This is a genomic window from Streptomyces sp. HUAS MS02 (assembly GCF_055702265.1).
In genome coordinates, this window is the sequence record NZ_CM146747.1 from 3,211,099 (window position 1) to 3,236,536 (window position 25,438).

20 protein-coding genes are annotated in these 25,438 nt (G+C 71.5%); 10 read left to right on the forward strand and 10 right to left on the reverse strand.

The genetic code is table 11. The features are described from left to right. The first annotated feature begins 56 nt into the window (after positions 1-56). The 3 genes from ACZ9QC_RS13585 (at position 57) to ACZ9QC_RS13595 (ending at position 6,196) form a co-directional block, all read left to right on the forward strand. Entirely contained in the window at positions 57-2,870 is a 2,814-nt protein-coding gene (locus ACZ9QC_RS13585) for a lysylphosphatidylglycerol synthase transmembrane domain-containing protein (RefSeq protein WP_472920379.1), read from the forward strand. 130 nt (positions 2,871-3,000) lie between these two features. Continuing rightward, entirely contained in the window at positions 3,001-4,551 is a 1,551-nt protein-coding gene (locus ACZ9QC_RS13590) for an alpha/beta fold hydrolase (protein ID WP_472920380.1), read from the forward strand. Between the two features lie 118 nt (positions 4,552-4,669). Continuing rightward, positions 4,670-6,196, forward strand: a complete 1,527-nt coding sequence (locus tag ACZ9QC_RS13595) for an alpha/beta hydrolase (protein ID WP_472920381.1) — start codon at positions 4,670-4,672, stop codon at positions 6,194-6,196. Positions 6,197-6,309: 113 nt separating this feature from the next. Here ACZ9QC_RS13595 and moeZ read toward each other — a convergent pair whose 3' ends face one another. The 7 genes from moeZ to ACZ9QC_RS13630 form a co-directional block, all read right to left on the reverse strand. After that, positions 6,310-7,488 (reverse strand): adenylyltransferase/sulfurtransferase MoeZ, encoded by a 1,179-nt coding sequence (gene moeZ, locus ACZ9QC_RS13600; RefSeq protein ID WP_215448877.1) that lies wholly within the window; start codon positions 7,486-7,488, stop codon positions 6,310-6,312. A gap of 63 nt (positions 7,489-7,551) precedes the next feature. Continuing rightward, positions 7,552-8,301, reverse strand: a complete 750-nt coding sequence (locus tag ACZ9QC_RS13605; RefSeq protein ID WP_472920382.1) for a spherulation-specific family 4 protein — start codon at positions 8,299-8,301, stop codon at positions 7,552-7,554. Continuing rightward, entirely contained in the window at positions 8,289-9,248 is a 960-nt protein-coding gene (locus ACZ9QC_RS13610) for an NAD-dependent epimerase/dehydratase family protein (RefSeq protein ID WP_215448875.1), read from the reverse strand. Before ACZ9QC_RS13610 ends, ACZ9QC_RS13605 begins: the two co-directional genes overlap by 13 nt. A gap of 196 nt (positions 9,249-9,444) precedes the next feature. After that, entirely contained in the window at positions 9,445-10,701 is a 1,257-nt protein-coding gene (locus ACZ9QC_RS13615; RefSeq protein ID WP_472920383.1) for a hypothetical protein, read from the reverse strand. After that, positions 10,698-12,974 carry a DUF3492 domain-containing protein gene (locus tag ACZ9QC_RS13620; RefSeq protein WP_472920384.1) on the reverse strand — a complete coding sequence of 759 codons (2,277 nt, stop codon included), beginning with the start codon at positions 12,972-12,974 and terminating at the stop codon, positions 10,698-10,700. Before ACZ9QC_RS13620 ends, ACZ9QC_RS13615 begins: the two co-directional genes overlap by 4 nt. A 215-nt stretch (positions 12,975-13,189) precedes the next feature. Beyond that, a complete protein-coding gene (locus ACZ9QC_RS13625) occupies positions 13,190-14,512 on the reverse strand; it encodes a DUF3152 domain-containing protein (protein WP_472921677.1) in 1,323 nt (440 codons plus the stop codon). 545 nt (positions 14,513-15,057) lie between these two features. After that, complete coding sequence (locus ACZ9QC_RS13630; RefSeq protein ID WP_472920385.1) at positions 15,058-16,218, reverse strand: alpha/beta fold hydrolase; 1,161 nt, start codon at positions 16,216-16,218, stop codon at positions 15,058-15,060. Between the two features lie 519 nt (positions 16,219-16,737). Between ACZ9QC_RS13630 and ACZ9QC_RS13635 the strand changes: the two genes are divergently transcribed. The 4 genes from ACZ9QC_RS13635 to ACZ9QC_RS13650 all read left to right on the forward strand — a co-directional run bounded on the left by ACZ9QC_RS13635 (position 16,738) and on the right by ACZ9QC_RS13650 (position 18,671). Further along, positions 16,738-16,956, forward strand: a complete 219-nt coding sequence (locus tag ACZ9QC_RS13635) for a hypothetical protein (RefSeq protein ID WP_472920386.1) — start codon at positions 16,738-16,740, stop codon at positions 16,954-16,956. Between the two features lie 200 nt (positions 16,957-17,156). After that, a complete protein-coding gene (locus ACZ9QC_RS13640) occupies positions 17,157-17,798 on the forward strand; it encodes a TetR/AcrR family transcriptional regulator (RefSeq protein WP_316725964.1) in 642 nt (213 codons plus the stop codon). Between the two features lie 164 nt (positions 17,799-17,962). Continuing rightward, the gene (locus ACZ9QC_RS13645) at positions 17,963-18,190 is read left to right on the forward strand and encodes a DUF3107 domain-containing protein (RefSeq protein ID WP_009293559.1); all 228 of its coding nucleotides are present in this window, start codon (positions 17,963-17,965) and stop codon (positions 18,188-18,190) included. A gap of 208 nt (positions 18,191-18,398) precedes the next feature. Further along, a complete protein-coding gene (locus tag ACZ9QC_RS13650) occupies positions 18,399-18,671 on the forward strand; it encodes a hypothetical protein (protein ID WP_472920387.1) in 273 nt (90 codons plus the stop codon). Between the two features lie 125 nt (positions 18,672-18,796). On the opposite strand, the gene ACZ9QC_RS13655 is transcribed toward ACZ9QC_RS13650, so the two are convergent. After that, positions 18,797-19,573 (reverse strand): ferritin-like fold-containing protein, encoded by a 777-nt coding sequence (locus tag ACZ9QC_RS13655; RefSeq protein WP_472920388.1) that lies wholly within the window; start codon positions 19,571-19,573, stop codon positions 18,797-18,799. A 319-nt stretch (positions 19,574-19,892) separates the two neighbouring features. Here ACZ9QC_RS13655 and ACZ9QC_RS13660 point away from each other — a divergent pair, with 319 nt between their 5' ends. Together ACZ9QC_RS13660 and ACZ9QC_RS13665 are read left to right on the forward strand one after the other, a co-directional pair. Continuing rightward, positions 19,893-22,172, forward strand: a complete 2,280-nt coding sequence (locus tag ACZ9QC_RS13660; RefSeq protein ID WP_472920389.1) for a DEAD/DEAH box helicase — start codon at positions 19,893-19,895, stop codon at positions 22,170-22,172. Positions 22,173-22,505: 333 nt separating this feature from the next. Beyond that, positions 22,506-23,381 carry an alpha/beta fold hydrolase gene (locus ACZ9QC_RS13665; RefSeq protein WP_472920390.1) on the forward strand — a complete coding sequence of 292 codons (876 nt, stop codon included), beginning with the start codon at positions 22,506-22,508 and terminating at the stop codon, positions 23,379-23,381. A gap of 77 nt (positions 23,382-23,458) precedes the next feature. Here the strand turns inward: ACZ9QC_RS13665 and ACZ9QC_RS13670 are convergent, their stop codons facing one another. Beyond that, positions 23,459-24,364: an NYN domain-containing protein gene (locus ACZ9QC_RS13670; RefSeq protein ID WP_184899148.1), complete on the reverse strand. Its 906-nt coding sequence runs from the start codon at positions 24,362-24,364 to the stop codon at positions 23,459-23,461. Between the two features lie 236 nt (positions 24,365-24,600). Here ACZ9QC_RS13670 and ACZ9QC_RS13675 point away from each other — a divergent pair, with 236 nt between their 5' ends. After that, the gene (locus tag ACZ9QC_RS13675) at positions 24,601-24,753 is read left to right on the forward strand and encodes a hypothetical protein (protein WP_472920391.1); all 153 of its coding nucleotides are present in this window, start codon (positions 24,601-24,603) and stop codon (positions 24,751-24,753) included. Positions 24,754-24,826: 73 nt separating this feature from the next. On the opposite strand, the gene ACZ9QC_RS13680 is transcribed toward ACZ9QC_RS13675, so the two are convergent. Then, positions 24,827-25,432, reverse strand: coding sequence for a MarC family protein (locus ACZ9QC_RS13680; protein WP_316725968.1), 606 nt, complete (start codon positions 25,430-25,432; stop codon positions 24,827-24,829). Between the last annotated feature and the right edge of the window lie 6 nt (positions 25,433-25,438).

Consider the following 25,438-nt stretch of genomic DNA (forward strand, 5'->3'; position numbering starts at 1 on the left):
CCGGCATGCCACCATCGTGCGGGCGGTGACCGGTGATACGAGACCAAGAAGAGACGATGAAGCAGCAGAGCGTGCATCCCGATGACGCGTCGGGCACCTCTGACGCCTCGTCGCGCCCGAACGCCTCCGAGGGGGGCGACGAGGGCACCGACGACGTCTCGGAGAAGGCCTCCGGCACCACCCCTCCCTCCTTCGAGAAGAAGTCCCCCTCGGCGCACGAGCACGGGGACGAGGACGAGAAGCAGCGGGACGGGCAGGACGAGGACGACCTCGACGAGGCGCACGCCGAGGAGGTCGAGGGCGACGAACCACTGCTCCCCGCGCGCGTGCACCGCCCCTCCGACCTCATGCGGCTGTCGGTGGGCATCCTCGGGGTCATCGTCCTGCTGGCGATCGCCGCCTTCGCCCACGGCACCACCTCCGGACTCGAACAGGACATCAACAAGGGCACGGGGCAGGCGCCCGATCTTCTGATCAAGCTCGCCGGCCTGGGATCGAGCATCGCGATCCTGCTCGTACCGGTCGCGTTCGCGATCGAACGGCTGATCAAGCGGGACGGGCTGCGCATCGCCGACGGCGTGCTCGCGGCGGTGCTGGCGCACGGAGTGACGCTGGCGACCGACCTGTGGGTCGCCAGGGCCGCCCCGGACTCGATCCAGGAGGCGCTCACCCAGCCCTCCCCCGGCGACATCCACGCGCTCACGGACCCCGTGCACGGCTACCTCGCGCCGGTCATCGCGTACATGACCGCCGTCGGCATGTCACGCAGACCCCGCTGGCGGGCCGTGCTGTGGATCGTGCTCCTGCTGGACGCCTTCTCCATGCTGGTCACGGGCTACACCACACCGTTCTCGATCATCCTGACGGTGCTGATCGGATGGACCGTCGCCTACGGAACGCTGTACGCAGTCGGCTCACCCAACGTCCGCCCGACCGGCCGGACGCTGATGGCCGGCCTCAGGCGGGTCGGCTTCAAGCCCGTGAGCGCGGCCCGTGAGGAGATCCCGGAGACGGCGGAGGGCGGGGACCGGGGCCGCAGGTACTTCGTGACGCTGGAGGACGGCCCACCCCTGGACGTCACCGTCGTGGACCGGGAGCAGCAGGCCCAGGGCTTCTTCTACCGCGTCTGGCGGCGTCTGACGCTGCGCGGCATCACCACCCGCCGCAGCCTCCAGTCGCTGCGCCAGGCGCTGGAGCAGGAGGCCCTCCTCGCGTACGCGGCCATCGCGGCCGGCGCCAACGCGCCGAAGCTGATCGCCACCTCCGAGCTCGGACCGGACGCCGTGATGCTCGTCTACGAGCACACCGGCGGACGCACCCTGGACTCCCTGGCGGACGACGAGGTCACCGACGAGCTGATGTCGGACACCTGGCACCAGGTGAAAGCACTGCAGTCGCGGCGGATCGCGCACCGCAGGCTCGTGGGTGACGCGATTCTGGTGGATCGTTCCGGCACGGTGATCCTCACCGATCTGCGCGTCGGCGAGATCGCGGCGGGCGATCTGGTGCTCCGGATGGACGTCTCCCAGCTGCTGACGACTCTGGGTCTGCGGGTGGGCGCGGAACGCGCGGTGGCGTCGGCGGTCAGCGTGCTCGGCCCCGACGCGGTGGCCGACTGTCTGCCGCTGCTCCAGCCCATCGCCCTGTCGCGCTCCACGCGCGCGACGCTGCGCAGACTCGCCCGGGAGCGCGCCGAACGGGAGCGCGAGGCGGTCCTGGAGGCGTCCCACCTGGCCAAGCAGGCCCGTGCGGAGGAGCACAGCAGGGCCGCCGAGCCGGGCAAGGCCGACAAGAAGTCCGTACGGGCCGAGCAGCGGGCCGAGAAGCGGGCGATCGACGAGGCCCTGGAGGGGGCCCGCGAGGAGGACCTGCTCACCCAGATCCGCCACCAGGTGCTGCTGATCAGGCCCCAGGCACCGGTCGAACCGGCCCGGCTGGAGCGGGTCAAGCCGCGCACGCTGATCAGTCTCATCGCCGGCGCGATCGGCGCGTACTTCCTGCTGACCCAGCTCACCCACATCGAGTTCGGACCGCTCATCGAGAACGCCGAGTGGGGCTGGGTCGCCGCCGCGGTGTTCTTCTCCGCGCTGAGCTATGTCGCGGCGGCGATGAGCCTGCTGGGCTTCGTGCCGGAGCGGGTGCCGTTCCTGCGGACCATCGGGGCGCAGGTCGCCGGCTCGTTCGTGAAGATCGTGGCGCCGGCCGCGGTGGGCGGTGTGGCCCTCAACACACGCTTCCTGCAGCGCGCGGGGGTGCGGCCGGGACTCGCCGTGGCGAGCGTCGGCGCGTCGCAGCTCTTCGGACTCGGCTGCCACATCCTGATGCTGCTGGCCTTCGGCTATCTGACCGGTACCGAGAAGACGCCGTCCCTGTCACCGTCCCGCACCGTCATCGCGGGCCTGCTGACGGTCGCGGTGCTCGTGCTGGTGGTGACGTCCATCCCGTTCCTGCGCAAGTTCGTCGTCACGCGCGTGCGGTCGCTGTTCGCCGGTGTGGTGCCTCGCATGCTCGACGTGCTGCAGCGGCCGCAGAAACTGGTCACCGGCATCGGCGGCATGCTGCTCCTCACCGGCTGCTTCGTGATGTGCCTGGACGCCTCGATCCGCGCGTTCGGCAACGAGGACGTGTCGATCAGCATCGCCAGCGTCGCGGTCGTCTTCCTCGCGGGCAACGCGCTCGGTTCGGCGGCCCCGACCCCGGGCGGTGTGGGTGCCGTCGAGGCCACCCTGACGGTCGGTCTGATCGCCGTCGGCCTCCCCAAGGAGGTCGCCGCGCCGGCCGTGCTGCTCTTCCGTCTGCTGACCCTGTGGCTGCCCGTGCTGCCGGGATGGCTGGCCTTCAACCAGCTGTCACGCAAGGGCGCGCTCTAGAGGGCGCCCACGCGCGCGTGGGTGTCGCGTCCGTCGCAAGCCGTCCACGCGCGCGTGGCGGCACGCCTCAGCTCACCCGCACGGCCCGCGCCCCGAGCGCATCGCTCGGGGCCCCTCCAGGATGGGTGGCATGCCCCTCGCACCCCGACCGCGTGCCGTCGCCGTGACCGCCGTCGCCGTCCTGCTGACCGTGACGGCGGCGGGCTGCGGCGATGCCGCTCCGGGGGACGACGGGGACCTGACGAAGCAGAAGCTGAGCTGGAAGACCTGCGAGGCGCCGTCCGAGTCCCAGGGTGGTGGCCCCGCGCCCTCACCGCTGCCGGACGGCGACGGCTGGCAGTGCGCCACCATGAAAGCGCCTCTCGACTGGGACGAGCCCGACGGCGACACCATCGGCATCGCACTGATCCGGGCCCGGTCCAGCGGCTCCGGGAGCCGACGCATCGGCTCACTCGTCTTCAACTTCGGCGGCCCCGGCCTGTCCGGGGTCAAGACGCTCCCCTCGTTCGGCGAGGACTACGCGAAACTGCGTACCCGCTACGACCTGGTGAGCTTCGACCCGCGTGGCGTCGGACGCAGCGCCGGCATCCGGTGCGAGGACGACGAGGCACTCGACGAGTACTTCCAGCAGGACATGACACCGGACGACGCGTCCGAGCGGACGGAGTTCCTCGACAGCACCAAGACGTTCAACTCCGCCTGCGAGGAGAACTCCGGCAAGACCCTCCCGCACGTCCCCACCACGGACGCGGCCCGCGACATGGACCTCATGCGCCAGGTCCTCGGCGACGACAGGCTCCACTACTTCGGCTTCTCGTACGGCACCGAGCTCGGCGGCGTCTACGCGCACCTGTTCCCCGAGAAGGTCGGACGTGCCGTGTTCGACGCGGTCGTCGATCCGACCCAGACCGCTGAGCAGGGCTCTCTCGGACAGGCCAAGGGCTTCCAGCGGGCGCTCGACAACTACGCCCGGGACTGTGTCTCCCAGGTGGCGGACTGCCCGGTGGGCGACACCGAGCAGGACGTCGAGGCCCGGATCGTCAAGCTGCTCGACGACCTCGACAGAAAGCCGATCCCCGGGGTCTTTCCGCGCGAACTGACCGAGACCGAGGCGCGGAACGGCATCGCCCAGGCCCTCTACTCCCAGGATCTGTGGCAATACCTGACAGCGGGTCTGGAACAGGCGTACGACGGGGACGGCCAGGTGCTGATGCTGCTGTCCGACTCCCTGAACGGGCGCAGCGAGAACGGCGAGTACAGCAATATCTCCGCGGCGAACGTCTCCATCAACTGCGCGGACGACAAGCCGCGCTACACCACCGAGGACGTGGAGGCGAGACTGGCCGAGTTCCGGGCGACGTCGCCCGTCTTCGGTAAGTGGCTCGCCTGGTCCCTGCTCAGCTGCACCGACTGGGCCGTCGCCGGCGCGGCCGACCACCCCGATGTGGGGGCCTCGGGCTCGGCGCCGATCGTCGTGATCGGCAACACGGGCGACCCGGCCACACCGTACGAGGGCGCGCGGAGGATGGTCGAGGCGCTCGGGCCGGGGGTCGGAGTGGGGCTGACGTACCGAGGGCAGGGTCATGGCGCGTACGGCAGCGGCAATGCCTGCGTCCAGACGGCCGTGGACGATTACCTGCTGATGGGGAAGGTACCGAAAGACGGCACCGTCTGCTCGTGAACATGCAGGTCAGAACGTTATCCACAGGCCATCTCGGCATGCCGATGGTCCGCATACCATGGCATGACCGTCATTCGGGACAACCGTCGGGCGGTCGAGTGAGAGGGGGGAAGTGCTCATGGCGCGTTTTCCACGGGGGGCGGCCCTGGCCGCAGCCGTGCTGCTGGTCGCAGGATGCAGCGGCGGCACGGACGACGGAGCCGACGACGAGAAGGAGGACGGCAAGGCCTCCGCATCCGCACCGGCACCCGCGTTCGCGCCCCAGGAACTCGACTGGGGGCGCTGCGAGGCGACGTCGGAGGGGCCGGCGCCGGGCGACGAGTGGCAGTGCGCGACGCTGAAGGTGCCGCTGGACTACGCCGAACCGGACGGCGCGACGATCGGGCTCGCGCTGATCCGCAGCGAGGCGACCGGCGACGCCGACGAGCGGGTCGGCTCCCTCCTGTTCAACTTCGGCGGCCCGGGCGGCTCAGGTGTCTCCATGCTCCCGTCGTACGCCGGGGTGACGAGCGAACTGCACAAGCGGTACGACCTGGTGAGCTGGGACCCGCGCGGGGTGGCCCGGAGCGAGGGGGTGCGCTGCCGCAGCGACAAGGAGATCCAGGCGGGCGAGTCGGTGGACGCGACACCGGACGACGCGACCGAGGAGACCGCCTTCTTCGAGGACGCGGCCGACTTCGGCGCGGGCTGCGAGAAGGCCGCGGGCACACTGCTGTCGCACGTCTCCACCACCGAGACCGCGCGCGACATGGACCTCATGCGCCAGGTCCTCGGCGACGAGAAGATGCACTACTTCGGCATCTCCTACGGCACCGAACTCGGCGGCGTCTACGCCCATCTGTTCCCCGAGAAGGTGGGACGCCTGGTCCTGGACGCGGTGGTCGACCCGACCGCCGACACGGTGGGCCACGCGAAGAACCAGGCCCTGGGTTTCCAGCGGGCCCTCGACAACTATCTGAGGTCCACGGGCGAGGACCCCGAGGCAGGCACCCGGAAGATCGGGAAGCTGCTGGAGCGCATCGACGCCGAACCACTGGCGACGACGTCCGGCCGCGAGCTCACCCAGACGCTGGCGACCACCGGGATCGTCCTGCCGCTCTACAGCGAGCAGAGCTGGCCCACACTGACCAGCGCGCTCGACGCCGCGGAGGACGGCGACGGCACCGAGCTGCTGGCGCTGGCCGACGGGTACAACGAGCGTGACCCGTCGGGCCACTACGGCACGACGACCCACTCCCAACGGGTCATATCGTGCTTGGACCAGAAGCAGCGGCCGGCTCCGGAGGAGACGAAGAAGCTGCTGCCCGAGTTCCGGGAGATCTCTCCCGTGTTCGGCGAGTTCCTGGGCTGGGACACGGCGGGCTGGTGCCACGACTGGCCAGTACCCGGTCTCACGGACTCACCGGAGGTGAGCGCTCCTGGAGCCGACCCCGTCCTCGTGGTGGGCAACACCGGGGACCCGGCGACACCCTACGAGGGCGCGCGGAAGATGGCCGGGGAACTGGGCGAGGGCGTCGGTGTGATGCTCACCTGGAAGGGCGAGGGGCATGGCGCGTACGGCAGCGGCAGCAGCTGTGTCGACTCGACGGTGAACGCGTATCTGCTGGACGGCAGGGTGCCCAAGGACGGCAAGGTCTGCGGGTAGACCGGTGCGGGCACCGGCCCACGGCTGTCGGGTGGGCAGCGCGGAGGGGCCCGGCACCCGTGGTGCCGAGCCCCTCCTTGGAAGGCCTTCGTCCGGCGAACCGGCCTGTTCTGCTAGTAGACCGGCTTGCTGGGCTCGATCTGGTTGACCCAGCCGATCACGCCACCGCCGACGTGGACCGCGTCGGCGAAGCCGGCCGACTTCAGGACCGCGAGGACTTCCGCGCTGCGGACACCCGTCTTGCAGTGCAGGACGATCTTCTTGTCCTGCGGAAGGGCCTCCAGGGCGGTGCCCATGAGGAACTCGTTCTTCGGGATCAGCTTGGCGCCCGGGATGGAGACGATCTCGTACTCGTTGATCTCGCGGACGTCGATGATCTCGATGTTCTCGCCGTCGTCGATCCACTCCTTGAGCTGCTTGGGAGTGATCGTCGAGCCGGCGGCCGCCTCCTGGGCCTCCTCGGAGACGACGCCGCAGAAGGCCTCGTAGTCGATGAGCTCGGTGACGGTGGGGTTCTCGCCGCAGACGGCGCAGTTGGGGTCCTTGCGGACCTTGACCTGGCGGTACTGCATCTCCAGGGCGTCGTAGATCATCAGGCGGCCGACCAGGGGCTCGCCCGTGCCGGTGAGGACCTTGATGGCCTCGGTGACCTGGATGGAGCCGATCGAGGCGCACAGCACACCGAGGACGCCGCCCTCGGCGCAGGAGGGAACCATGCCCGGCGGCGGGGGCTCCGGGTAGAGGCAGCGGTAGCAGGGACCGTGCTCGGACCAGAAGACGGAGGCCTGGCCGTCGAAGCGGTAGATCGAACCCCAGACGTACGGCTTGTTCAGCAGCACGGCCGCGTCGTTGACCAGGTAACGGGTCGCGAAGTTGTCCGTGCCGTCGACGATCAGGTCGTACTGGCTGAAGATGTCCATCACGTTCTCGGCCTCGAGCCGCTCTTCGTGGAGGATCACGTTCACGTACGGGTTGATGCCGAGGACGGAGTCACGGGCGGACTCGGCCTTGGAGCGGCCGATGTCGGCCTGGCTGTGGATGATCTGGCGCTGCAGGTTCGACTCGTCGACCTCGTCGAACTCCACGATGCCGAGCGTCCCGACGCCCGCCGCGGCCAGGTACATCAGCGCCGGCGAGCCCAGGCCGCCGGCGCCCACACAGAGCACCTTGGCGTTCTTCAGCCGCTTCTGCCCGTCCATCCCGACGTCGGGGATGATCAGGTGGCGGGAGTACCTGCGGACCTCGTCTACGGTGAGCTCGGAAGCGGGCTCGACCAGGGGTGGCAGCGACACGGGGACTCCGTTGGTCGGTCAATCACTACAGTTGTTCTCCCCGTAACACTGCCACGCCCTTTTTCATTCCGAGACACCCGTCCCAACCAGCGAGACGACTTCGTCCCAGTAGCCGGGCATCGTCTCCCAGGGGTCGACCCTCCCGTGGCGATCGGTGCGGTCCGTGAAGTAGATCGTGGCGGCGCCCTGCCAGCGGGCGATCCGCAGCGCCTCGTCGAGGTGACCGCGCGGGACACCGTGGACGAAGTGGCAGAAGCGCTCGGGGGGATGGTCGGCGGTCCATTCGGCCACCTGCGACCACCGGTAGTCGCTCCAGGAGCCGGAGAAGGTCACCAGCTGGTCGGCGATCTCGACATACCCGGGATGCGGATGGGTGCCATGGCCGAGGACGACGTGGCCGCCGCCGAGGAGGGCGCGGAGTGTGGTGACCGCGCGGCCGGTCTCGGCGAGGGAGCCGCGCTCGGTGGGACAGCGGTCCAGGAGGAAGCCGTCGACGAGGTACCAGTCGAGATAGCGGCGGGCGTCGGCGGCGATCTCGGCGAAGGCGCGCGCCCCGAAGGTCATGTCCACCCGGCCGAGGACCTGGACGCCCGCGTTCCGCAACCGTCCGGCGGCCTCCAGACAGTGCCGGTCGGGGCGGGTGCCGGGGCCGTCGGAGACGTCGAGGGCGACCCAGTGCAGAGGGGTGCCGGGGCGGGTGAGTTCGCCCCATTCCAGTGGAGCGACGAGGGGGTGGGCATAGCCGGGGACGCCGATGCCCTGACTTAAGCCGGTGCGGGCGATGCCCGACGGGGCGGGGGTCAGATACGGCATGCCGCCTCCATCCAGATGTCGGCGAGGGACTCCTCCAGGTTGATGCGGGGCCGCCAGCCGAGCCGGTCGCGGGCGGTGCGCACATCGGCCTGCTGCCAGCTGCCGCAGCCGTCCGGGTAGGGGTAGGAGACGGGGGCGGCGTGGTCGGGTTCGGGGCGAGGGTGGCCGATGGTCGACCTGAGGGGGTTGGGCGGGGCGTCCAGTTCGTGGAGGGCTCCCCCGTAGCCGGCGACGCGAGCGAGGACGGCCGCGGCGTCACGGAGGCGCACGGCGCGGCCCGAGCCGATGTTGATCACACCCTGAGCGGCGGAGAGCGAGGCGGCGTGGACGGCGCGGGCGACATCGCGTACGTCGACGAAGTCGCGCTGGACACCGAGGCCGCCGAGTTTGAGTTCGCCGTCGCCGGACTGCATGGCGCGGCGCATGGCTTCGGCGAGCCGGCCGAGCGGGGAGCCGGCGGGTGTGCCGGGGCCGGCGGGCGAGAAGACGCGCAGGACCACGGCGTCCAGGCCGGAGCCGAGGACGAGCTCGGTCGCGGCGAGCTTGCTCACACCGTACGGGCCGCCGGGGCGGGGCACGGCGTCCTCGGCGGTGGAGGACCCGGGCTGGCTGGGCCCGTACTCCGCGCCGCACCCGAGCTGCACCAGACGTGCCCCGCAGCCGCTGCGGCGCAGGGCCTCGCAGACGGTGGCGACGGCGACGGTGTTGTGCCGGGTGAGTTCGCGGGCGCCGCCCCGGGTGGCGCCGGCGCAGTTGACGACCACTCCGGGGTGGACGGCGTCCAGGAAGCGGGTGAGCGCGCCGGGGCTGCCGGTGGCGAGGTCGAACCGTACGTCGGCGTCGTCGCCGCGGCCGAGCGCGGTGAGTTGGACGGCCGGGTCGGCGAGCAGACGTTCGGCGACGAAGCGGCCGAGGTATCCGTTGGCTCCGATCAGCAGGACCCTCATCGGGCGGCTCCCGGGGCGGGTTCTCCGGTTCGGGAGGTGATCATCTGGCGTTCTCCTTATGGGGTGGTGCCGTGGGTGCTGAGGTGGCCCGCGGTGTCGGCCCCGCGGGAGGGGACGTCCGGGACGGAAGCCCCGTGCGTCGATCGGGCTCGGACTTCGCGTGGCGGTGTGAGGCCGTGGTGCGAAGCCCGAGGGGTCAGGTCGCCCCGGGGGGCAGGGCGTGGGCCGAGGCCCGGGTGAGCGTGCGGGTCGCGTGGACGAGCAGGGTGAGCGCGGCGGCGCCGCACACGAGCGCGGGTACGGCCTCGGGACCCCAGGCGCGGGCGATCGTCTCGACGGGTGCGGCCAGGAAGGAGCAGCCGGGCAGGCGGCTCGCGAAGACCGTGCCCAGCGCGACCGCCTCGGCCAGGGCGGCTGCGCGGAGGGCGACCACCGGGGCCTGGGAGAAGCCGTGAGCGATGAGGAGACGCGCGAGCAGAAGGAGCGCCCCGAGGGCGGCGGCGCCCGCATATCCGGTGGGCTCGTTCAGGACCGCCCCGCACAGCGCCAGCAGGGCGGCCAGGGCACCGAGGTGGAGTGCGGACACCCCGAGGATCAGGGGCTTCATGGACTCGGCGAACTCCGCGAGGCCGCGGCTGGTGCGGAGTTTGCGGCGGGCCCGCGCGGAGAGGAGGTGGGCGCACCAGACGGCGGGAGCGCAGGACAGGGCGAGGGCGAGTACGGGGGTGACGGCCAGGGGCCAGAGGCCGTGGGGCCCGCCTGCGAGACCGGCGGTGAGCAGGCCGTCGCCGAGGAGGGCGTAGGCGATGAGCCAACACGTCCAGGTGCGGGTGCGGCGCGCGGTGCCGGACGGTGCGCGCAGTGGACCGCGGTCGAGAGCCGCACGGAGACCGAGCGCCACCGCGAGAGCGCCGAGGGCCGCGGCCATGAGACGGGGTTGGCCGTCGGTGAGCCGTACTCCTGCGACGCCCGCCGCGCACAGGGCGCCCGGCAAGAGGGCGAACACCGCCCAGCCACGGCGTGCGCCGGTTGCGCTCGGCACCGGCTCGCGCTCCGTGGATTCCTCCCCGTCGCGCGACACGCGTGCGTACATCTCCTCGGCGAGCGAGAACACATCGCGATGCCGGAAGCGGGCGGCCGTTCGGTCGGTCACCCCGTGGGCCTCCAGCCCGGCGGCGATCTCCAAGGGGTCGACCGCTCGCTCGCAGAGTTCCCGGTGCCGGTGCATCAGGGCCTTCACGGGGTCCACGGCACCGCGCCGGGAAGCGGACCGGGGCACGGCCTCGGGCAGGGCAAGGCCGTCGTCGTCCACCCGGAGCGCAGGACCGGGCGGGGCGACGAGGTCCCGCGAGGCCAGGGGGTCGCCCGAAGTCACGGCCTCCGGCGGGAGCTTCGCATCGCACCCGTCCAGCCCGTCCAGCCCGTCCAGTCCGTCCAGCCGCAACTCGCTCATCGCGCCCCCTCCCCCGCGGGCACCGGCTCCTCGGCGGCGGGAGCCGGCTCCTCCGCGGCGGGCACCGGCTCCTCGGCGGTGGCACCCGAAGGCCTCGCTACAGCCCGCACCGCGACCGCGGCCGACGTGGCCGCCGCTGCCGCCTGAGCCGTGCGCGGGGCCGAAGCCATGGCCTCGGCCGAGGCGGCACTCGCCACCGAGGCCGAACCCGTGGCCGCTGCCGGCTCCGTGGTCGCAGCCGAACCCGTCGTCGCAGCCGAGGCCGTGGCCGCCGCTGCGGCCGTGGTCCCAGCAGTCGAAGTCCCGCCCGCCGCCAACGCCGTGTCCGGCCCCGGCACCCGGCTCCGCTCAGGCACCCCGTCCCGCCCGGACAGAACGGCCCGGCCCGGCGTCGTGGCCCGCACGGGCGAGCCAACCGCCCACCGTGGCCTTCCGACGGCACCCCCGCCCGACCCCGCCGCACCGGCGACCGCCGCCGCGGCCCCGGAAATCCCCGCTCCTCCGGCAACCCCCACGACCCCAGCGACCCCGGCGACTCCCGCGACCCCGAGGCCGCCCGCCGCCGGGCGCGACTCGGTCCAGCGGCCGGGGACGTGGGACTCAGCAGGGGACCCAAAGGGCAGTGGTTCACCGGTGCCGTCGAGGACGATCCTGTGCACGGGGGCGTGGGAGACGATCTCCAGGTAGATGCCACGAAATGCCGCGACGTTCTGTTCCACCGTGAAGAGTTCGAGAGCGCGGGCGCGGGCGGCCGCGCCCAGGCGCGCACGGCGCTCGGGTTCGCGCAGGAGCGCCACGCACGCTTCGGCGAGCGCCCGCGGATTGCGCGGGGGGACGACGAGTCCGGTGCCGCCGATGACCTCCACGACCGCTCCCACGTCGGTGGAGACCGTGGGCCGACCGCAGAACATGGCCTCGACCAGACTGATCGGGAAGCCCTCGACCACACTCGACAGCACGACCACCGCCCCGGCGGCGTACGCCTCGGCCAGGTCGGGGACGGCCGGGTCACCGATCTCCTCGAAGGAGACGGGGTTGTCGCCGACCGCGTGGACACCGTCCGCCTCGTCGGGGAAGAGCTGTGCGGCGAGGGCCTTGCAGTGGCCCAGATAGGCGGTGGCCTCGGCTCCCGCGGCCGCTCCGACGATCCTGAGCCGCGCCCTCGGCTCCGCCCGCCGGACCTCGGCGAAGGCGTGCAGCAGCGAGATCAGGTCCTTGGCGGGCTCGATGCGGCCCACCCACACCAGCGTGTGCGGATCCGCACACTCCGGCGACTCGCCCACCTCGGCGAAGCGACCGGCGTCCATGCCGGGGTAGACCGTACGGATCTTGGCTCGGTCGGCGCCGCAGCGCTCCTGCCAGCGGCGGGCATGGGTGTTGCCAGGGGTGAGGAAGGCGGCCCGCCGGTACACCTCCGCCGTCAGTCGCCGGTGGAAGGCAGCGAGGAGCGCGCGTACCGGCGCCTCTCCCGAGGCCCCGAGGTAGTGCGCCCGGAGCGGCACGCCGTACTCGGTGACCAGGAGCGGCACCCCGTGGAAGTGACGGGCCAACAGTCCGGGCAGCGCGGCCGACCCGCCCGCCGCCGCATGGCACAGGTCGACGGCGCCCAGCCCGTCGTCCTCGTACCAGTCGAGCGAGAGGGGGCGCAGGGCGCGTTCGAGATGCGAGGCGACCGTCAGCAGATCCGGCACGCGAGCCTCGCGCGCCCCTCGCAGTGCGCCCGGCGCGCGACAGGCGCGCTCCAGTGTGCGGACGGCGTCCTCGGAACGCAGCGCGCCCACGAGTCCGCCCTCGTCCCGGGCCAGCTCGGCAAGCCCGTACAGCGCGTTGCCGAAACGGTCCGCCTCAGCACCGGCCGCACCGTCGAGACCATCCACGGCCGGACCGTCGAAGCCATTCGCGGCCACCCCGTCGAGGACCGTCCCGGCCACGCCGCCGATCCCGGCCACACCGCCGAACCCGCCCGCACCGCCGCCGGCTCCCCCCGAACAGACAGACGCCACCAGCTCCCCGTACGCCTCAGCGAAGCGCCTTCGCGCGCGTCGGCCGTGGACGATCCCGTCGTCCTCGACCGTCCACAGCGGTGCCGTGCGGACCCGGCGGACCTGTGGCGGCAGCGGGATCCAGCCCTCGTCCTCCTGTCGCTCGCTCCGGCTGAGCGCGTAGACGTCGAACTCGTGTCGCTCCAGCCCACGTACGAGTCGGTCGCACCAGAGCCTGGCGTCACCGCTCACATACGGATAGCCACCCTCCGTAAGCAGTCCGATGCGCACGCGTGCACCCCCGATCTCCCGTTTGAGGAGCCGCCGTTCGCCCGGCGGCCCGCAGCGGGACGAACGTATGCGGACAAGGCGGTGGCGCGACGGACGGTTGTCCATCGCGCCACCAAAAGGGGTGAACGGTCGTAACTTTCGCTAGCGGGACGCGTTTTGTCGCGCTAAGGGATCACTCGGTCACTCCGCGTCGATCGACGACGCGGGGTGACCCGTCAACTCCCCGGGTAGGGCCAGGGATTGGCCTTGCAGGTGATCCCGCCGAAGGTCAGGAACTTGCTCTGCTGCTGCATGACCGGCGCGAGTTCGCCGTTCTTGTCGCAGGTCTGGTGGCCGTAGCCGAGACGGTGCCCGATCTCGTGATTGATCAGCATCTGCCGGTACGCGTGCATCTCGTCGCCGTACGTCTCGGCGCCCTGGGCCCAGCGGTACGCGTTGATCATCACGCGCTCGGTGGCGGCCGAGTCGCAGGACACGTTGTCCACGGTGGTGTCGAGGCCCGACTTGGCGCACCAGACCGCGGTGGTACCCGGGCTCGCGAGCGTGATCACGAAGTCGGGGGTCCCCGAGGAGATCCGCTCGAACGTACGGCCACCGCTGTGGGCCCAACTCCGGTCGTCGTTCAGAGTCTTCTGCACGGCCTGGGCGAACAGCTCCGCTTCCAGTCCGAGCCCCTTCTCGACGTCGACCCGGTAGCGGTACTTCTGCCCCGTCCCCGGCGCCTTGTCGAAGCCCCTGACCGCCTCGAACTTTCCGCCGCCCTCCAGATCACCGGCGAGCGGGTACTTCTTGTCCATCTTCTGGTCGTACGACAGCGGGGTCGCGGTCGGGCTGGGAGAAACAGAGGGGGTGGGCCGGTTGTCGCTGCGCGAGGCGTCGCGCACGGCACGCTCGTCGGCGTCGGCGGCCTGCGGCTGCCGAGTGACGGTGTCGTCCTCTCCGACTGCCATCTGCCCGCCCACGACGACCACGAGCACGGTGGTGACCGCGGCTGCCGCGATCCCGGTGAACGCCCGCCCCTTGCCACCCTTCGCCGTCCCCGCGGCCCCGGTCCCGTCGCCCGGGGGCCGCTCGTGCGGCTGCTCCTGCGGCGACCGCCCGCGCGGCGGTTGCTCCTGCAGAGCCGTCTCGGCCCGGCCGTCGTCGGCACCCGGCGCGCCACGATGGGTCCGGCCGGGTGCGAAGACGTCGTCGACCTCGTCGAAGGCGTCCAGGTAAGCCTGGCGGGGGCCACCGGGGGGCATGGTCTCCTGCCGCTGCCGGGGAATGGGGATACGACGGCCCGAGCTCTCCGAAGGCACGCCGTACGGGGCGCCATGGGGTGACGCCTCGCCCGGCCCACCATAGGGAGCCCCTGCGGGCGACCCCTGCGCCACGCCGTGTCCGACACCCGGCCCGCGCCGACCACCACCCAGGTGGCCCCAACCCCCGCCCGCTTCACGCTGCTCGGGGTGCTCCCCACGACTCGACGGACGACCGCCGTCCTGGGCACCGTCCGAAAGACGCGGGAAGCCGTGCGCGGGCGTGCCGTCGGGCAGACGCGGGAAGCCACGCGCGGGCGTGCCGTCGGGGAGGCGGGGAAAACCGTGCGCCGGGGTGCCGTCCGCGTAGCGCGATGCGCCGTGCGCCGGGGTGCCGTCGGTCAGACGCGGGAAACCATGCGCGGGCGTGCCGTCGGCGAAACGCACCCCCTGCTGCCCGGTCCCACCACCACCGAACCCCGGCCTCGCCTGACCTGGCCTCGCCTGCCCCGGAAGCCCTTGCCCCGCCGTTGTGTCGTACCCGTACCCGTCCCCATACCCCGGGCCCGCGGCATACCCGCGAGGCGACGGAGCACCCCCCGGCGACTGCGGAACGGCCTGTGCCGCCGAGGCCGAGGCGCCACCGGCGCCCCAGGAATCCGGTCCGCCCGAGCCCCGGGTCCGCGCGCCTCGGGTCTCCTCCGCGCCGGGCGCTCGCGGAGGCGCCGCCGCGCGGTCACCCGGCCCGGCGGACGTCGCCGTCCCGGCTGTCCCTATATCGACATCACTTGTGTCGCCTCTCGGCGCCCGCCCCTTGCGGCTGTGCCGTCCCACGCCGCGCCTCAGCTCCCCACACCGGGCGAGCTCTTGGGCGGCCCTTCGGCGACCGCGTCACCGTCGTCGGCGCCGACCGAGCCACCGCCACTCACCGAACCACCCTCACCCGAAACACCGACCGACCCCGAAGACGAACCCACCGAAGACGAACCCACCGGTTCCGAACCCGATGGTTCCTCACCCACCGGCTCCACATCCGCCCCGCCCCGCGTCCGCCCCGCATCCGCGAGCAGCTCACGGAACGCGGCAGCCACCGCCTCCGGGTACTCCATCATCGCCACGTGCCCCGCGTCCGGCAGGGAGACGAGGCGGGAGTCGCGGAAGGAGCGGGCCGCCCGCTGGGCCATGCGGTAGCCGACGAGCTGGTCGCGTCGGCCGTAGACGAGGAGGGTCGGGGCGAGGACGCGCTCCGCCTGGCGCCAGAGCGAGTGCTGACCGCCCAGAGTGTAGGCGTCCACGAGCCCCCGCGCCGAACGCGTCAACGCGTCCCACATGTACGGCAGTTGGAGCCGCCGCTCCATCTCCTCCACGGCATTGCGGAAGCCCTCCTCGGTGACCCGGCCCGGGTCGCCGTAGCAGAGCGCGGTGACGCCCCGTACGCGCTGCTCGGCGCTCCAGCCCTTGGTGAAGCGGGTGAAGAGCGCCGACATGCCCGGCAGCGCGAGCATCGCCGTCGGCACGGCGGTCCGCTGCACGCGGAGCTCCGGCAGGGCCGGCGAGACGAGCGTCAGGGTGCGCACCAGATCGGGGCGCAGAGCGGCGACGCGGGTCGTGATCGCGCCGCCGAGGGAGTTGCCGAAGAGGTGCACCGGGCCGCGCCCGGCGGAGTCGAGGTAACGGATGACCGCGCGGGCGTGTCCCGTGACCGAGTAGTTGCCGTCGTCCGGTGGCGGCGAGTCGCCGAAGCCGGGCAGGTCGAGCGCCTCGCTGTCGACGAGCCCGTCGAGCAGCGGCATCAGCGCGGACCAGTTCTGCGACGAGCCGCCCAGGCCGTGCACGTACAGGGCGGGCGGCAGTCCTTCGCGCGCCGGCGGTCTCGACCGCACCGACAGCGTGATCCCCGGCAACCGGACCGACCTCAGCCGCTCGCCGGGTGCCACGCGCACGGCACTCGCCTTCGGCGACGCGGTGGCGGTCAGCAGGGACGGCAGCTCGGTCGAAGACATGCGGGCAATGTTACGAGACGATCACGCAGTGACTCATGTGTTCGCCGTCACAGAGCACACCGCAAATCAGCCACTTCTCACGGGGTACCGGGCACGACGCACTCGCCGCCGACCCGATGGCGGGCTCACCGCCGACCGACGGGGCCCTCGCCCCCGGATCAATAGCGGGCTCGCCACCCCGAACCGCATCGCATCGCATCGCACCGCACCGGATCGGATCGGATCGGATCGGATCGCACCGGATCGGATCGCACCGGACCGACCGCGTAGCGCCGCGATGACCTGTCTCCTAGGCTCGGAGACGTGCTCGCGAACGCGCTCGGAGCGCGCCCGGGGACGGGCTCGCAAGCGCTCTCACGAACAGGCCCGTGATCAGCCCGCACGACCAGGCTCGCGAGCCGCCGCAAGGCAGGCCCGTGACGGCGCATCCGATCTCGCGAAGAGGGCACCCGTACGTGGCCCCCGCCGCCGTCGGGGCGTTCCGGCGGCACCAGGGCAGCAGCAGGAAGGGGAACCACGATGGCCGTAGATCCGACCGATCCCGACACCTTCGCCGAGGAGGACGCCGTGGAGTTCGACGATGTGGAGGCCCCCGAGGCCGATGCCGCCGAGCAGCACGCCGATGTCACCCAGCACCGGGACGACCCGTTGACCGACGTCGACCCGGACGCGGCCAATGAGGCCGATCTGGCGGAGCAGGCCCGCGTGGTCTCCCTGGACGAGGACGACTACCGGTAACCCGATCCTCACCAGGGAAGACGACCGGTGACGGGAAAGGGCTTCCTCCTGCCCGCCCTGTCCCTGTTTGACGTGGTTGGCGGCACTTTCCCCGCTGTCCGGTCCGTGAAATTCTGCGCTCGCACCGCGCACACCCGGGTTACTGAAAAGTACGATGGCGGCGCGGCGCACACCGCATGTGGACGATCTTGGGAGGCGGCGTGACAGCCATCGAGCAGACAGAGGCGGCGCGCCCGCGGGGCACACGCCTGCCGCGCCGAGCCCGACGGAACCAGTTGCTGGGCGCCGCCCAGGAAGTCTTCGTGGCCCAGGGCTATCACTCGGCCGCGATGGACGACATCGCCGAGCGCGCCGGAGTCAGCAAGCCGGTGCTCTACCAGCACTTCCCCGGCAAGCTCGACCTCTACCTGGCCCTGCTGGACCAGCACTGCGAGTCGCTGATCCAGGCCGTGCGTAGCGCGCTGGCGTCGACGACGGACAACAAGCAGCGGGTCCGGGCGACGATGGACGCCTATTTCGCGTACGTCGAGGACGAGGGCGGCGCGTTCCGGCTGGTCTTCGAGTCCGACCTGACGAACGAGCCCGCCGTGCGCGAGCGCGTCGACAAGGTCACCAACGAGTGCGCCGAGGCCATCTGCGACGTCATCGCGGAGGACACCGGCCTCTCCCGCGCGGAGTCGATGCTCCTCGCCTCGGGTCTGGGCGGCCTCTCCCAGGTGGTGGCGCGGTCCTGGCTGCACAGCGACCGCAGCGTCCCGCGCGAGCAGGCGGTCCAGCTGCTGGCCTCGCTGGCCTGGCGCGGTATCGCGGGCTTCCCGCTGCACGGCATCGACCAGCACTGACCCCACGGGCCGGCGGGCCACTTCCTGCTTCGGGGATTTGTTCCCGCCCCCTGTTCGCTCCTGGCGTTCTCAGGCGGAGCGTGTACGTCCCCTCACCGGGCTAATGTGTGCTGCGTACGGCGCGGAAGCCCGCGCATTTCACTGACCGTCGGAGGGACATAGCCGTGGAGGTCAAGATCGGCGTGCAGCACGCGCCCCGCGAGATCGTTCTGGAGAGCGGTCAGAGTGCCGAGGAGGTCGAGCGTGCGGTTGCCGAGGCGCTGGCCGGCAAGTCGGCGCTGCTGAGCCTCACGGACGAGCACGGCCGCAAGGTGCTGATCCCGGCCGACCGTCTCGCTTACGTCGACATCGGCGAGCCGACCGTCCGCAAGGTGGGCTTCAGCGCGCTGTAGTCACCAGCACAAGAGGCGTACGGAGGGGGCCCGGTGGTGTGAAACCACCGGGCCCCCTCCGTGCGCCCGCGCATCATGGCCGCCACGGGGCGCGCCGCACAGATCGGCCACATCTCGTCCACAGACGATGATTGCGTCCCATGCCTCGCGGGTAGTACCGGCTACGACCGATTTGCCCAGGCCAGGCCGTGCGGGAGGGAACCCGATCATGTTCTTGGAAGCACTCGGATCCGCACTCCTCGGCTTCGCCCTCGCCTGCGCCGCCGTCTACCGTCTGCCGCAGCGTCTGCCGTCCCGCGCCCTGGTCCTGCCGACGGGCACCGCGGGCGGTCTCTTCGGCGCCTTCCTGACGCACACGGCACTCGGCTCCGCCAACTACCTGCTGGTCCTCACCGGCGCCCTGGTCGTCGCGGCGGCTTCCCTGTCCCTGCTCCTCCGCCCGACGGAACGCTTTCGACACAGCAGCTCGGCGACAGCGTGAGGATCCGCGGACAGAGGATCCACGGATAGGGGCGAAGCCCCATCCAGGGGCGCGGGGAGCTGCGCGACCAGCCACGAAGCACCCGCACCCACCGGACGACAGCTCACCCCACGGCGACTAGGCGCTCACGCTGCCAGGCCCAGTGCGGCCATCCGCTTGGTGTGCGCCTCGGTGATCCGCGAGAACATCCGCCCCACCTCGGCGAGATCGAAGCCGTCCGCCACACCGCCCACGAGCATCGTGGACAGGGCGTCCCGGTCGGCCACCACCCGCTGCGACTGCGACAGCGCCTCCCCCATCAACCTCCGCGCCCACAGCGCCAGTCGACCGCCCACCCGCGGGTCCTCGTCGATCGCCGCCCGCACCTTCTCCACGGCGAAACCGGCGTGCCCCGTGTCGTCGAGCACCGCGAGCACGAGTGAGCGCGTGTCCGAGTCGAGGTGCGCGGCGACCTCCCGGTAGAAGTCACTGGCGATCGAGTCGCCGACGTAGGCCTTGACGAGCCCCTCCAGCCAGTCCGAGGGCGCGGTCTGCTTGTGGAAACCGTCGAGCGCGTCGACGAACGGCTCCATGGCATGCGTCGGCTCCTCCCCGATCTCGGTGAGGCGGCCGGCGAGCCTCTCGAAGTGGTGGAACTCGGCCGCCGCCATCTTCGCCAGCTCCGCCTTGTCGACGAGGGTCGGCGCCAGCTTCGCGTCCTCAGCGAGCCGTTCGAACGCCGCCAGCTCCCCGTACGCCAGCGCGCCCAGCAGGTCCACCACCGCGGCGCGGTACTGCGGGTCGGCGGAGGCCCGCTCCCAGTCCTGGGCGGCGATCCCGGTGACCTCCGTGGTGTCGGCGGCGTCGGCGGACTCGCCGCCGCTGGCGTTCTCAGGCTTGTCAGACGTGGTCATGCAGCGCACAATAGCCCGCTCCGCGCAAGGCGGAAGGGCCCGGTCATTCGGTGCGTCATTCAGTGTGACGACGACTACGTGACCAAATCGGCCATCGCATATGCGCGATTCCGGGGTATGGTGGTAATGCGCCTGCTGGTACGTCGACGTAGTTCGAACATGCCTCGACAGGCCGCACGCATGAGGATGCCCGGTCGGTGGCCCGATCGGCTCCGACCCGACAGCCCTCCTTTTCCGTACGGCACTCCGCGTACGGCGTCCGGAGGGAACCCCTCAGCGGTATGAGCGCTAGAGCGTCGGCAGAGGTCCCGTGCCACACGGCCCGCCCGTGCGGTGGCCGACGTCCCCGGCACGGTCCGACACGACCCCCGCGCTCGCCTCACACCGCGTACACAGAAGAGGCAGCACCCTGACTACGACTTTCCGCGATCTCGGCATCTTTCCCGAGACGGCCGAGGCCCTTGAGGCCGTCGGCATCATCAACCCCTTCCCCATCCAGGAGATGACTCTCCCGGTCGCCCTCTCCGGCACCGACATCATCGGCCAGGCCAAGACCGGCACCGGCAAGACGCTCGGCTTCGGTCTCCCCCTCCTCGAGCGCGTCGTCGTCCCCGCCGACGTAGAGGCCGGCCGCGCGAAGCCCGAGGATCTCGTCGACTCGCCGCAGGCGCTCGTCGTCGTCCCCACGCGCGAGCTGTGCACCCAGGTCACCAACGACCTGCTGACCGCCGGCAAGGTGCGCAACGTCCGCGTCACCGCGATCTACGGCGGCCGTGCCTACGAGCCCCAGGTCGAGGCCCTCAAGAAGGGCGTCGACGTCGTCATCGGCACCCCGGGGCGTCTCCTCGACCTCGCGGGCCAGAAGAAGCTGAACCTCAAGAACGTCAAGTGCCTGGTCCTCGACGAGGCCGACGAGATGCTCGACCTGGGCTTCCTGCCCGACGTCGAGAAGATCATCAACATGCTTCCGGCCCGCCGCCAGACGATGCTGTTCTCGGCGACCATGCCGGGCGCGGTCATCGGTCTGGCCCGCCGGTACATGTCCCAGCCGACCCACATCAGCGCCACGTCGCCGGACGACGAGGGCGCGACGGTCCGGAACACCGCGCAGCACATCTACCGCGCGCACAACATGGACAAGCCCGAGATCGTCTCGCGCATACTGCAGGCCGACGGCCGGGGACTGGTCATGGTCTTCTGCCGTACGAAGCGCACCGCGGCCGATCTCGCCGACCAGCTCAAGCAGCGGGGCTTCGCCTCCGGCGCGGTCCACGGCGACCTCGGCCAGGGCGCCCGCGAGCAGGCCCTGCGTGCCTTCCGCAACGGCAAGGTGGACGTCCTCGTCTGCACCGACGTCGCCGCCCGCGGCATCGACGTCGAGGGTGTCACCCACGTCATCAACTACCAGTCCCCCGAAGACGAGAAGACGTACCTGCACCGCATCGGCCGTACGGGCCGCGCGGGCGCCAAGGGCATCGCGATCACCCTCGTCGACTGGGACGACATCCCGCGCTGGCAGCTCATCAACAAGGCGCTGGACCTCGGGTTCAACGACCCGCCGGAGACGTACTCCACGTCCCCGCACCTCTTCGAGGAACTGAGCATCCCCGCGGGCACGAAGGGTGTCCTGCCGCGTTCCGAGCGCACCCGCGCCGGTCTGGACGCGGAGGAGCTGGAGGACCTCGGCGAGCCGGGCGGGCGTGGTCCGCGCGGGCGTGGCGGCCGTGGCGCCGGTGCTTCCGGCCCGTCGTCCGCCGAGCGTGAGCGGGACCAGGAGCGCCCGGCGCGTACGCCGCGTCGCCGCCGGCGTACGCGCGGTGGTGCCACCGTCGACGGCGCGTCCCCGGAGGCCGCCGCGGTCACCGAGCCGTCGGCCACGCAGACGCCGGACTCCGACTCCGGCGCGTCCGAGCCTCGTACGCCTCGCCGTCGCCGCCGCACGCGTGCCGGGGTGAACCCGGCCGCCGAGGCCGTGATCGAGACCGTCGAGAGCGCGCCGGCCGAGTCGGCGGAGGCCGTGGTCGACACCGTCGCCGGCGTGCCCGCCGAGTCGGCGGAGGAGGCTCCCAAGCCGCGTCGCCGTCGTACGCGCAAGTCGGTGGAGGCCGCCGCCACTCCGGTGGCCGAGGCCGCGCCCGCTGCGGAAGCGTCGCTGGACACGGCTGAAGGCACGGCCGTCGTGGAGCCGGAGCCGGTCGCCGAGCCGGCCGCCGAGGCTGCGACCAAGCCGCGTCGCCGTACACGCAAGGTCGCCGCACCCGCCGAGGTCGTGAGCGAGGAGGCCGCCGCCGAGGAGGCACCGGCCAAGCCCCGCCGACGGACCCGCAAGACCGCCGCGCCGGTCGTCGAGGCGACCGACACCGCCGCCGAGGCCGCCGTGGACACCGCCGAGGCTGTGGCCAAGCCGCGCCGCCGGACCCGCAAGGCCGTGGCGACGACGGCTGAGGGGGCGGTGCCCGCGCAGCCGACGGAGGAGCAGGCGACCAAGCCTCGTCGCACGCGGAAGGCAGTGGCTTCGGCTGCTGCCGAGGAGGCGGGGGCCGAGGCTCCTGCTCCGCGGCGGCGTACGCGGAAGGCTGTGGCTGTGGTGGAGGGTACGGAGGGCTGAGGCCGTCCTGTCGTGCCGAAGGTCCGGTTCCCCTGGCGGGGGCCGGGCCTTCGGCCTTTTCAGGGGGTTTCGCGCCCCCGCCGCCCCGACCCGTCCCTCCCCCGCCAAGGGGCTGCGCCCCTTTGACCCCCAGCGTCCGTTCGGTGGGGGCTGGTCGCGCAGTTCCCCGCGCCCCTGAAATAAGACGGGGCTGCGCCCCAGCCTTTTCAGGCCCGCAGGGCCTGAATGCTTCAGGGGCGCGGGGAACTGCGCGAGAAGCCCCCACCCACCCGCACCCGACCACGCGCCCATCCCCACCCCGCAGGAGCCTTGGCGGACCGTTACGCTCCCCCCATGAGCCGTCCCCCCTCGTTCACCCCTCCCCCCGGCGCCCACGCCCACCGCCTGCGTACCCCTCGTGGGGAGTTCGCCGTCATCGAGGCGGGCGTGGCGGTGAAGGGGAGCGTGTTGCTCGTGCCGGGGTTCACGGGGAGCAAGGAGGACTTCATCGCGCTGCACGAGCCGCTGGCGGCGGCCGGGTACCGCACGGTCGCCGTGGACGGGCGCGGACAGTACGAGAGCCCGGGAGCCGAGGCCGACGAAGCACCTTACGCGCAGGCGGAGTTGGCCGAGGACCTGCTCGCCCAGGCGCGGGCCGTGAGCGACGGCGGCCGACTGCATCTCGTCGGTCACTCGCTCGGCGGCCAGATCTCCCGCGCCGCCGTGCTGATGGACGCCTCCCCCTTCGCCTCGCTCACCCTCATGGCCTCGGGCCCCGCCCAGATCTCGGTCGGCCAGCAGGAGCGCGTGAAGCTGTTGCGGGACGCCCTGGCCGTGATGGACATGGAGCAGGTGTGGGACGCCATCCAGGCGATGGAGGCACCGGAGCCCGAGGAGGCCGACACGGGTGCCCTCGACGCGGGGCTGGACGACCGCGCCGATCTGCGCCGCCGCTGGCTCGCCACCAAGCCCGCCCAGCTCATCGCCACGGGCCGGCAACTCTGCGCGGAACCCGACCGGGTCGCCGAACTCGCCGCCGTGGACCTGCCCAAGCACGTCCTCTCCGGTGAACGTGACGACACCTGGCCGATCCCGGTCCTCGACGACATGGCCGTACGGCTGCGCGCCCACCGCACCGTCGTACGCGGCGCCGAGCACTCCCCCAACACCGACCAGCCGAAGGCTACGGCCGACGCCCTCAGCGGCTTCTGGGACCGGATCGCCCGCTGACCACCGGCCGGACCGCCCGACCGACCGCCCGTCCGGGGCAATCCGCTCTCAGTACGTCCGTCCGGGGCAGCCCGCTCTCAGTACTGCGCCCGCAGGTGCTCCCAGAAGCCGTCCCGCAGCGCCCGTCTCAGGTCCGCCTGTCCCCGCAGCGAGTACTGGAGCAGGCCCTCCGCCTCGACGAGCAGGTCCTGGTCGACGGAGCCGGGGAGGTACGGGTGGCCGTGCAGCAGCTCCTGCAAGGTCTCCCGCCCCCGGGAGGCGAGCCACTTCGCGGCGATCTGGGCGCCGACGAAGCGGACGTCCTCACGGCTGGGGCGGGCCCCGGTGGGCGCGTCGTAGGTGGCGGCGGCCCGCCGTGACACGTACGGCTTGAAGAAGTCGAGGTCGAAGGTCCGCTGGCTGTCGACCTCCCAGAGCAGCGGCTCGGCCTGGTTGCGGCCCTCGGGCGCCTCGATGCCCCAGAGGTGGACCCGCGCCCCGTACCCCTGCGCGGCCTCGACCGCCGAGACCAGGTCCTCGTCGCCGCCGATGAGGGCCGCGTCGCTGATCGCGCGGTGCCGGGCCAGTGATTCCAGGTCGGTGCGGATCAGGGAGTCGACGCCCTTCTGCTGGTTGTTCGCGTTCAGGTTCCCGAGCCGGACCTTCACGTCGGGCAGCTCGGCGATCGACTGCTGTTCCGCCGTATGGATGCGGCGGCGTGCCCCGTCGTACCAGTAGACCCGCAGCAGCCGGCTGTCCGCGAAGATCGTGCGCGCCTTGTCGATCAGCGCGTCGATGAGCCCTTCCGCGTCGAGATCGAAGGACCGCCGGTCCTCCGTCCCCGCGACGAGCCGGCCCACGGCCGCGTACAGGTACCCGGCATCGACGAAGATCGCGTGTGTCGAGGGTGTCTTCGCCACCTCGGCGAGCATGCGGTGCAGCAGCTCGTTCGTACGGTCGATGCGGGCGCCGAGCGCCGTGAGGTCGTCGTTCATTACTGCCATTGTCCCGGCGGTCACGCTGCGAACACAACCGGTCCCAATCAGTCTTCCTGCCTCCAGGTAGACATACCACCACACCACTTACCGGTTAGTAATTAGCTTCGCGAAAAATTTCCTTAGCGTAGGGAATGTTCGTAACACGCATACCGTTGACTCCTGATGGAACACGGGCACCGACGACCCGTGAGCCACCACCAGTAGTTCTCCTCAGGAGGATGACCAGACGAAGGGAGAAGCCCTTGCGCTTCGAAATTCTGCGACTCGACGATGTCAACGGCACGCCCGTGGACAGCACCGTCGTGGACGCCGCCTCCGTCAACCGGATCGTGCAGCAGGCCGCCGCCATCGGGCAGCGACTCTGGATCCGCCCGGCCGACGTGACCGCCTTGTAGGACGCGGATCCGTTCACACTTCAGCGCCCCGTACGGCACATGCCGTACGGGGCGCTGCTATTGGGGCTCGCCGCTAGGAAGCCTGTACGACCTGGGTGACGCCGTTGATGATCTGCTGTACGGCGATCGCGGAGAGCATCATGCCGGCGAGGCGGGTCACCAGGACCACACCGCCGTCCTTGATGACCCGGATGATCAGCAGGGAGTACCGCATCGTGAGCCACAGCACGATGTGGATCGCCAGGATCGCGGCCCACACGGACATCTGACCGGCCAGGCCGTCCGCCTTCTGCACCGCCAGGATCACCGAGACGATCGCACCGGGTCCGGCCAGCAACGGCATCCCCAGCGGCACGAGCGCGACGTTGACGTCCTTGGTCTGCTTCGGCTCGTCCGTCTTGCCGGTGAGCAGATCGAGCGCGATCAGCAGAAGCAGCAGCCCGCCCGCGATCATCAGCGCCGGCACGGAGACATGCAGGTAGTCCAGGATCTGGTGCCCCAGCAATCCGAAGACGGCGATCACGCCACCGGCCACACAGACGGCCTGGAGGGCCATCCGCTTCTGGGTTCGGGCCGGCCGCCCGGCGGTGAGGCCGAGGAAGATCGGGGTGATCCCAGGGGGATCCATGATCACGAAGAGGGTGAGGAAGAGGGAGCCGAATATGGCGAGATCGAACACAGGGGT

Coding starts and splice junctions, on each gene's coding strand:
- ACZ9QC_RS13585 (WP_472920379.1), top strand. CDS start 57: ATGAAGCAGCAGAGCGTGCATCCCGATGACGCGTCGGGCACCTCTGAC.
- ACZ9QC_RS13590 (WP_472920380.1), top strand. CDS start 3,001: ATGCCCCTCGCACCCCGACCGCGTGCCGTCGCCGTGACCGCCGTCGCC.
- ACZ9QC_RS13595 (WP_472920381.1), top strand. CDS start 4,670: ATGGCGCGTTTTCCACGGGGGGCGGCCCTGGCCGCAGCCGTGCTGCTG.
- ACZ9QC_RS13605 (WP_472920382.1), bottom strand. CDS start 8,301: ATGCCGTATCTGACCCCCGCCCCGTCGGGCATCGCCCGCACCGGCTTA.
- ACZ9QC_RS13610 (WP_215448875.1), bottom strand. CDS start 9,248: ATGAGGGTCCTGCTGATCGGAGCCAACGGATACCTCGGCCGCTTCGTC.
- ACZ9QC_RS13615 (WP_472920383.1), bottom strand. CDS start 10,701: ATGAGCGAGTTGCGGCTGGACGGACTGGACGGGCTGGACGGGCTGGAC.
- ACZ9QC_RS13630 (WP_472920385.1), bottom strand. CDS start 16,218: ATGTCTTCGACCGAGCTGCCGTCCCTGCTGACCGCCACCGCGTCGCCG.
- ACZ9QC_RS13635 (WP_472920386.1), top strand. CDS start 16,738: ATGGCCGTAGATCCGACCGATCCCGACACCTTCGCCGAGGAGGACGCC.
- ACZ9QC_RS13650 (WP_472920387.1), top strand. CDS start 18,399: ATGTTCTTGGAAGCACTCGGATCCGCACTCCTCGGCTTCGCCCTCGCC.
- ACZ9QC_RS13665 (WP_472920390.1), top strand. CDS start 22,506: ATGAGCCGTCCCCCCTCGTTCACCCCTCCCCCCGGCGCCCACGCCCAC.
- ACZ9QC_RS13670 (WP_184899148.1), bottom strand. CDS start 24,364: ATGGCAGTAATGAACGACGACCTCACGGCGCTCGGCGCCCGCATCGAC.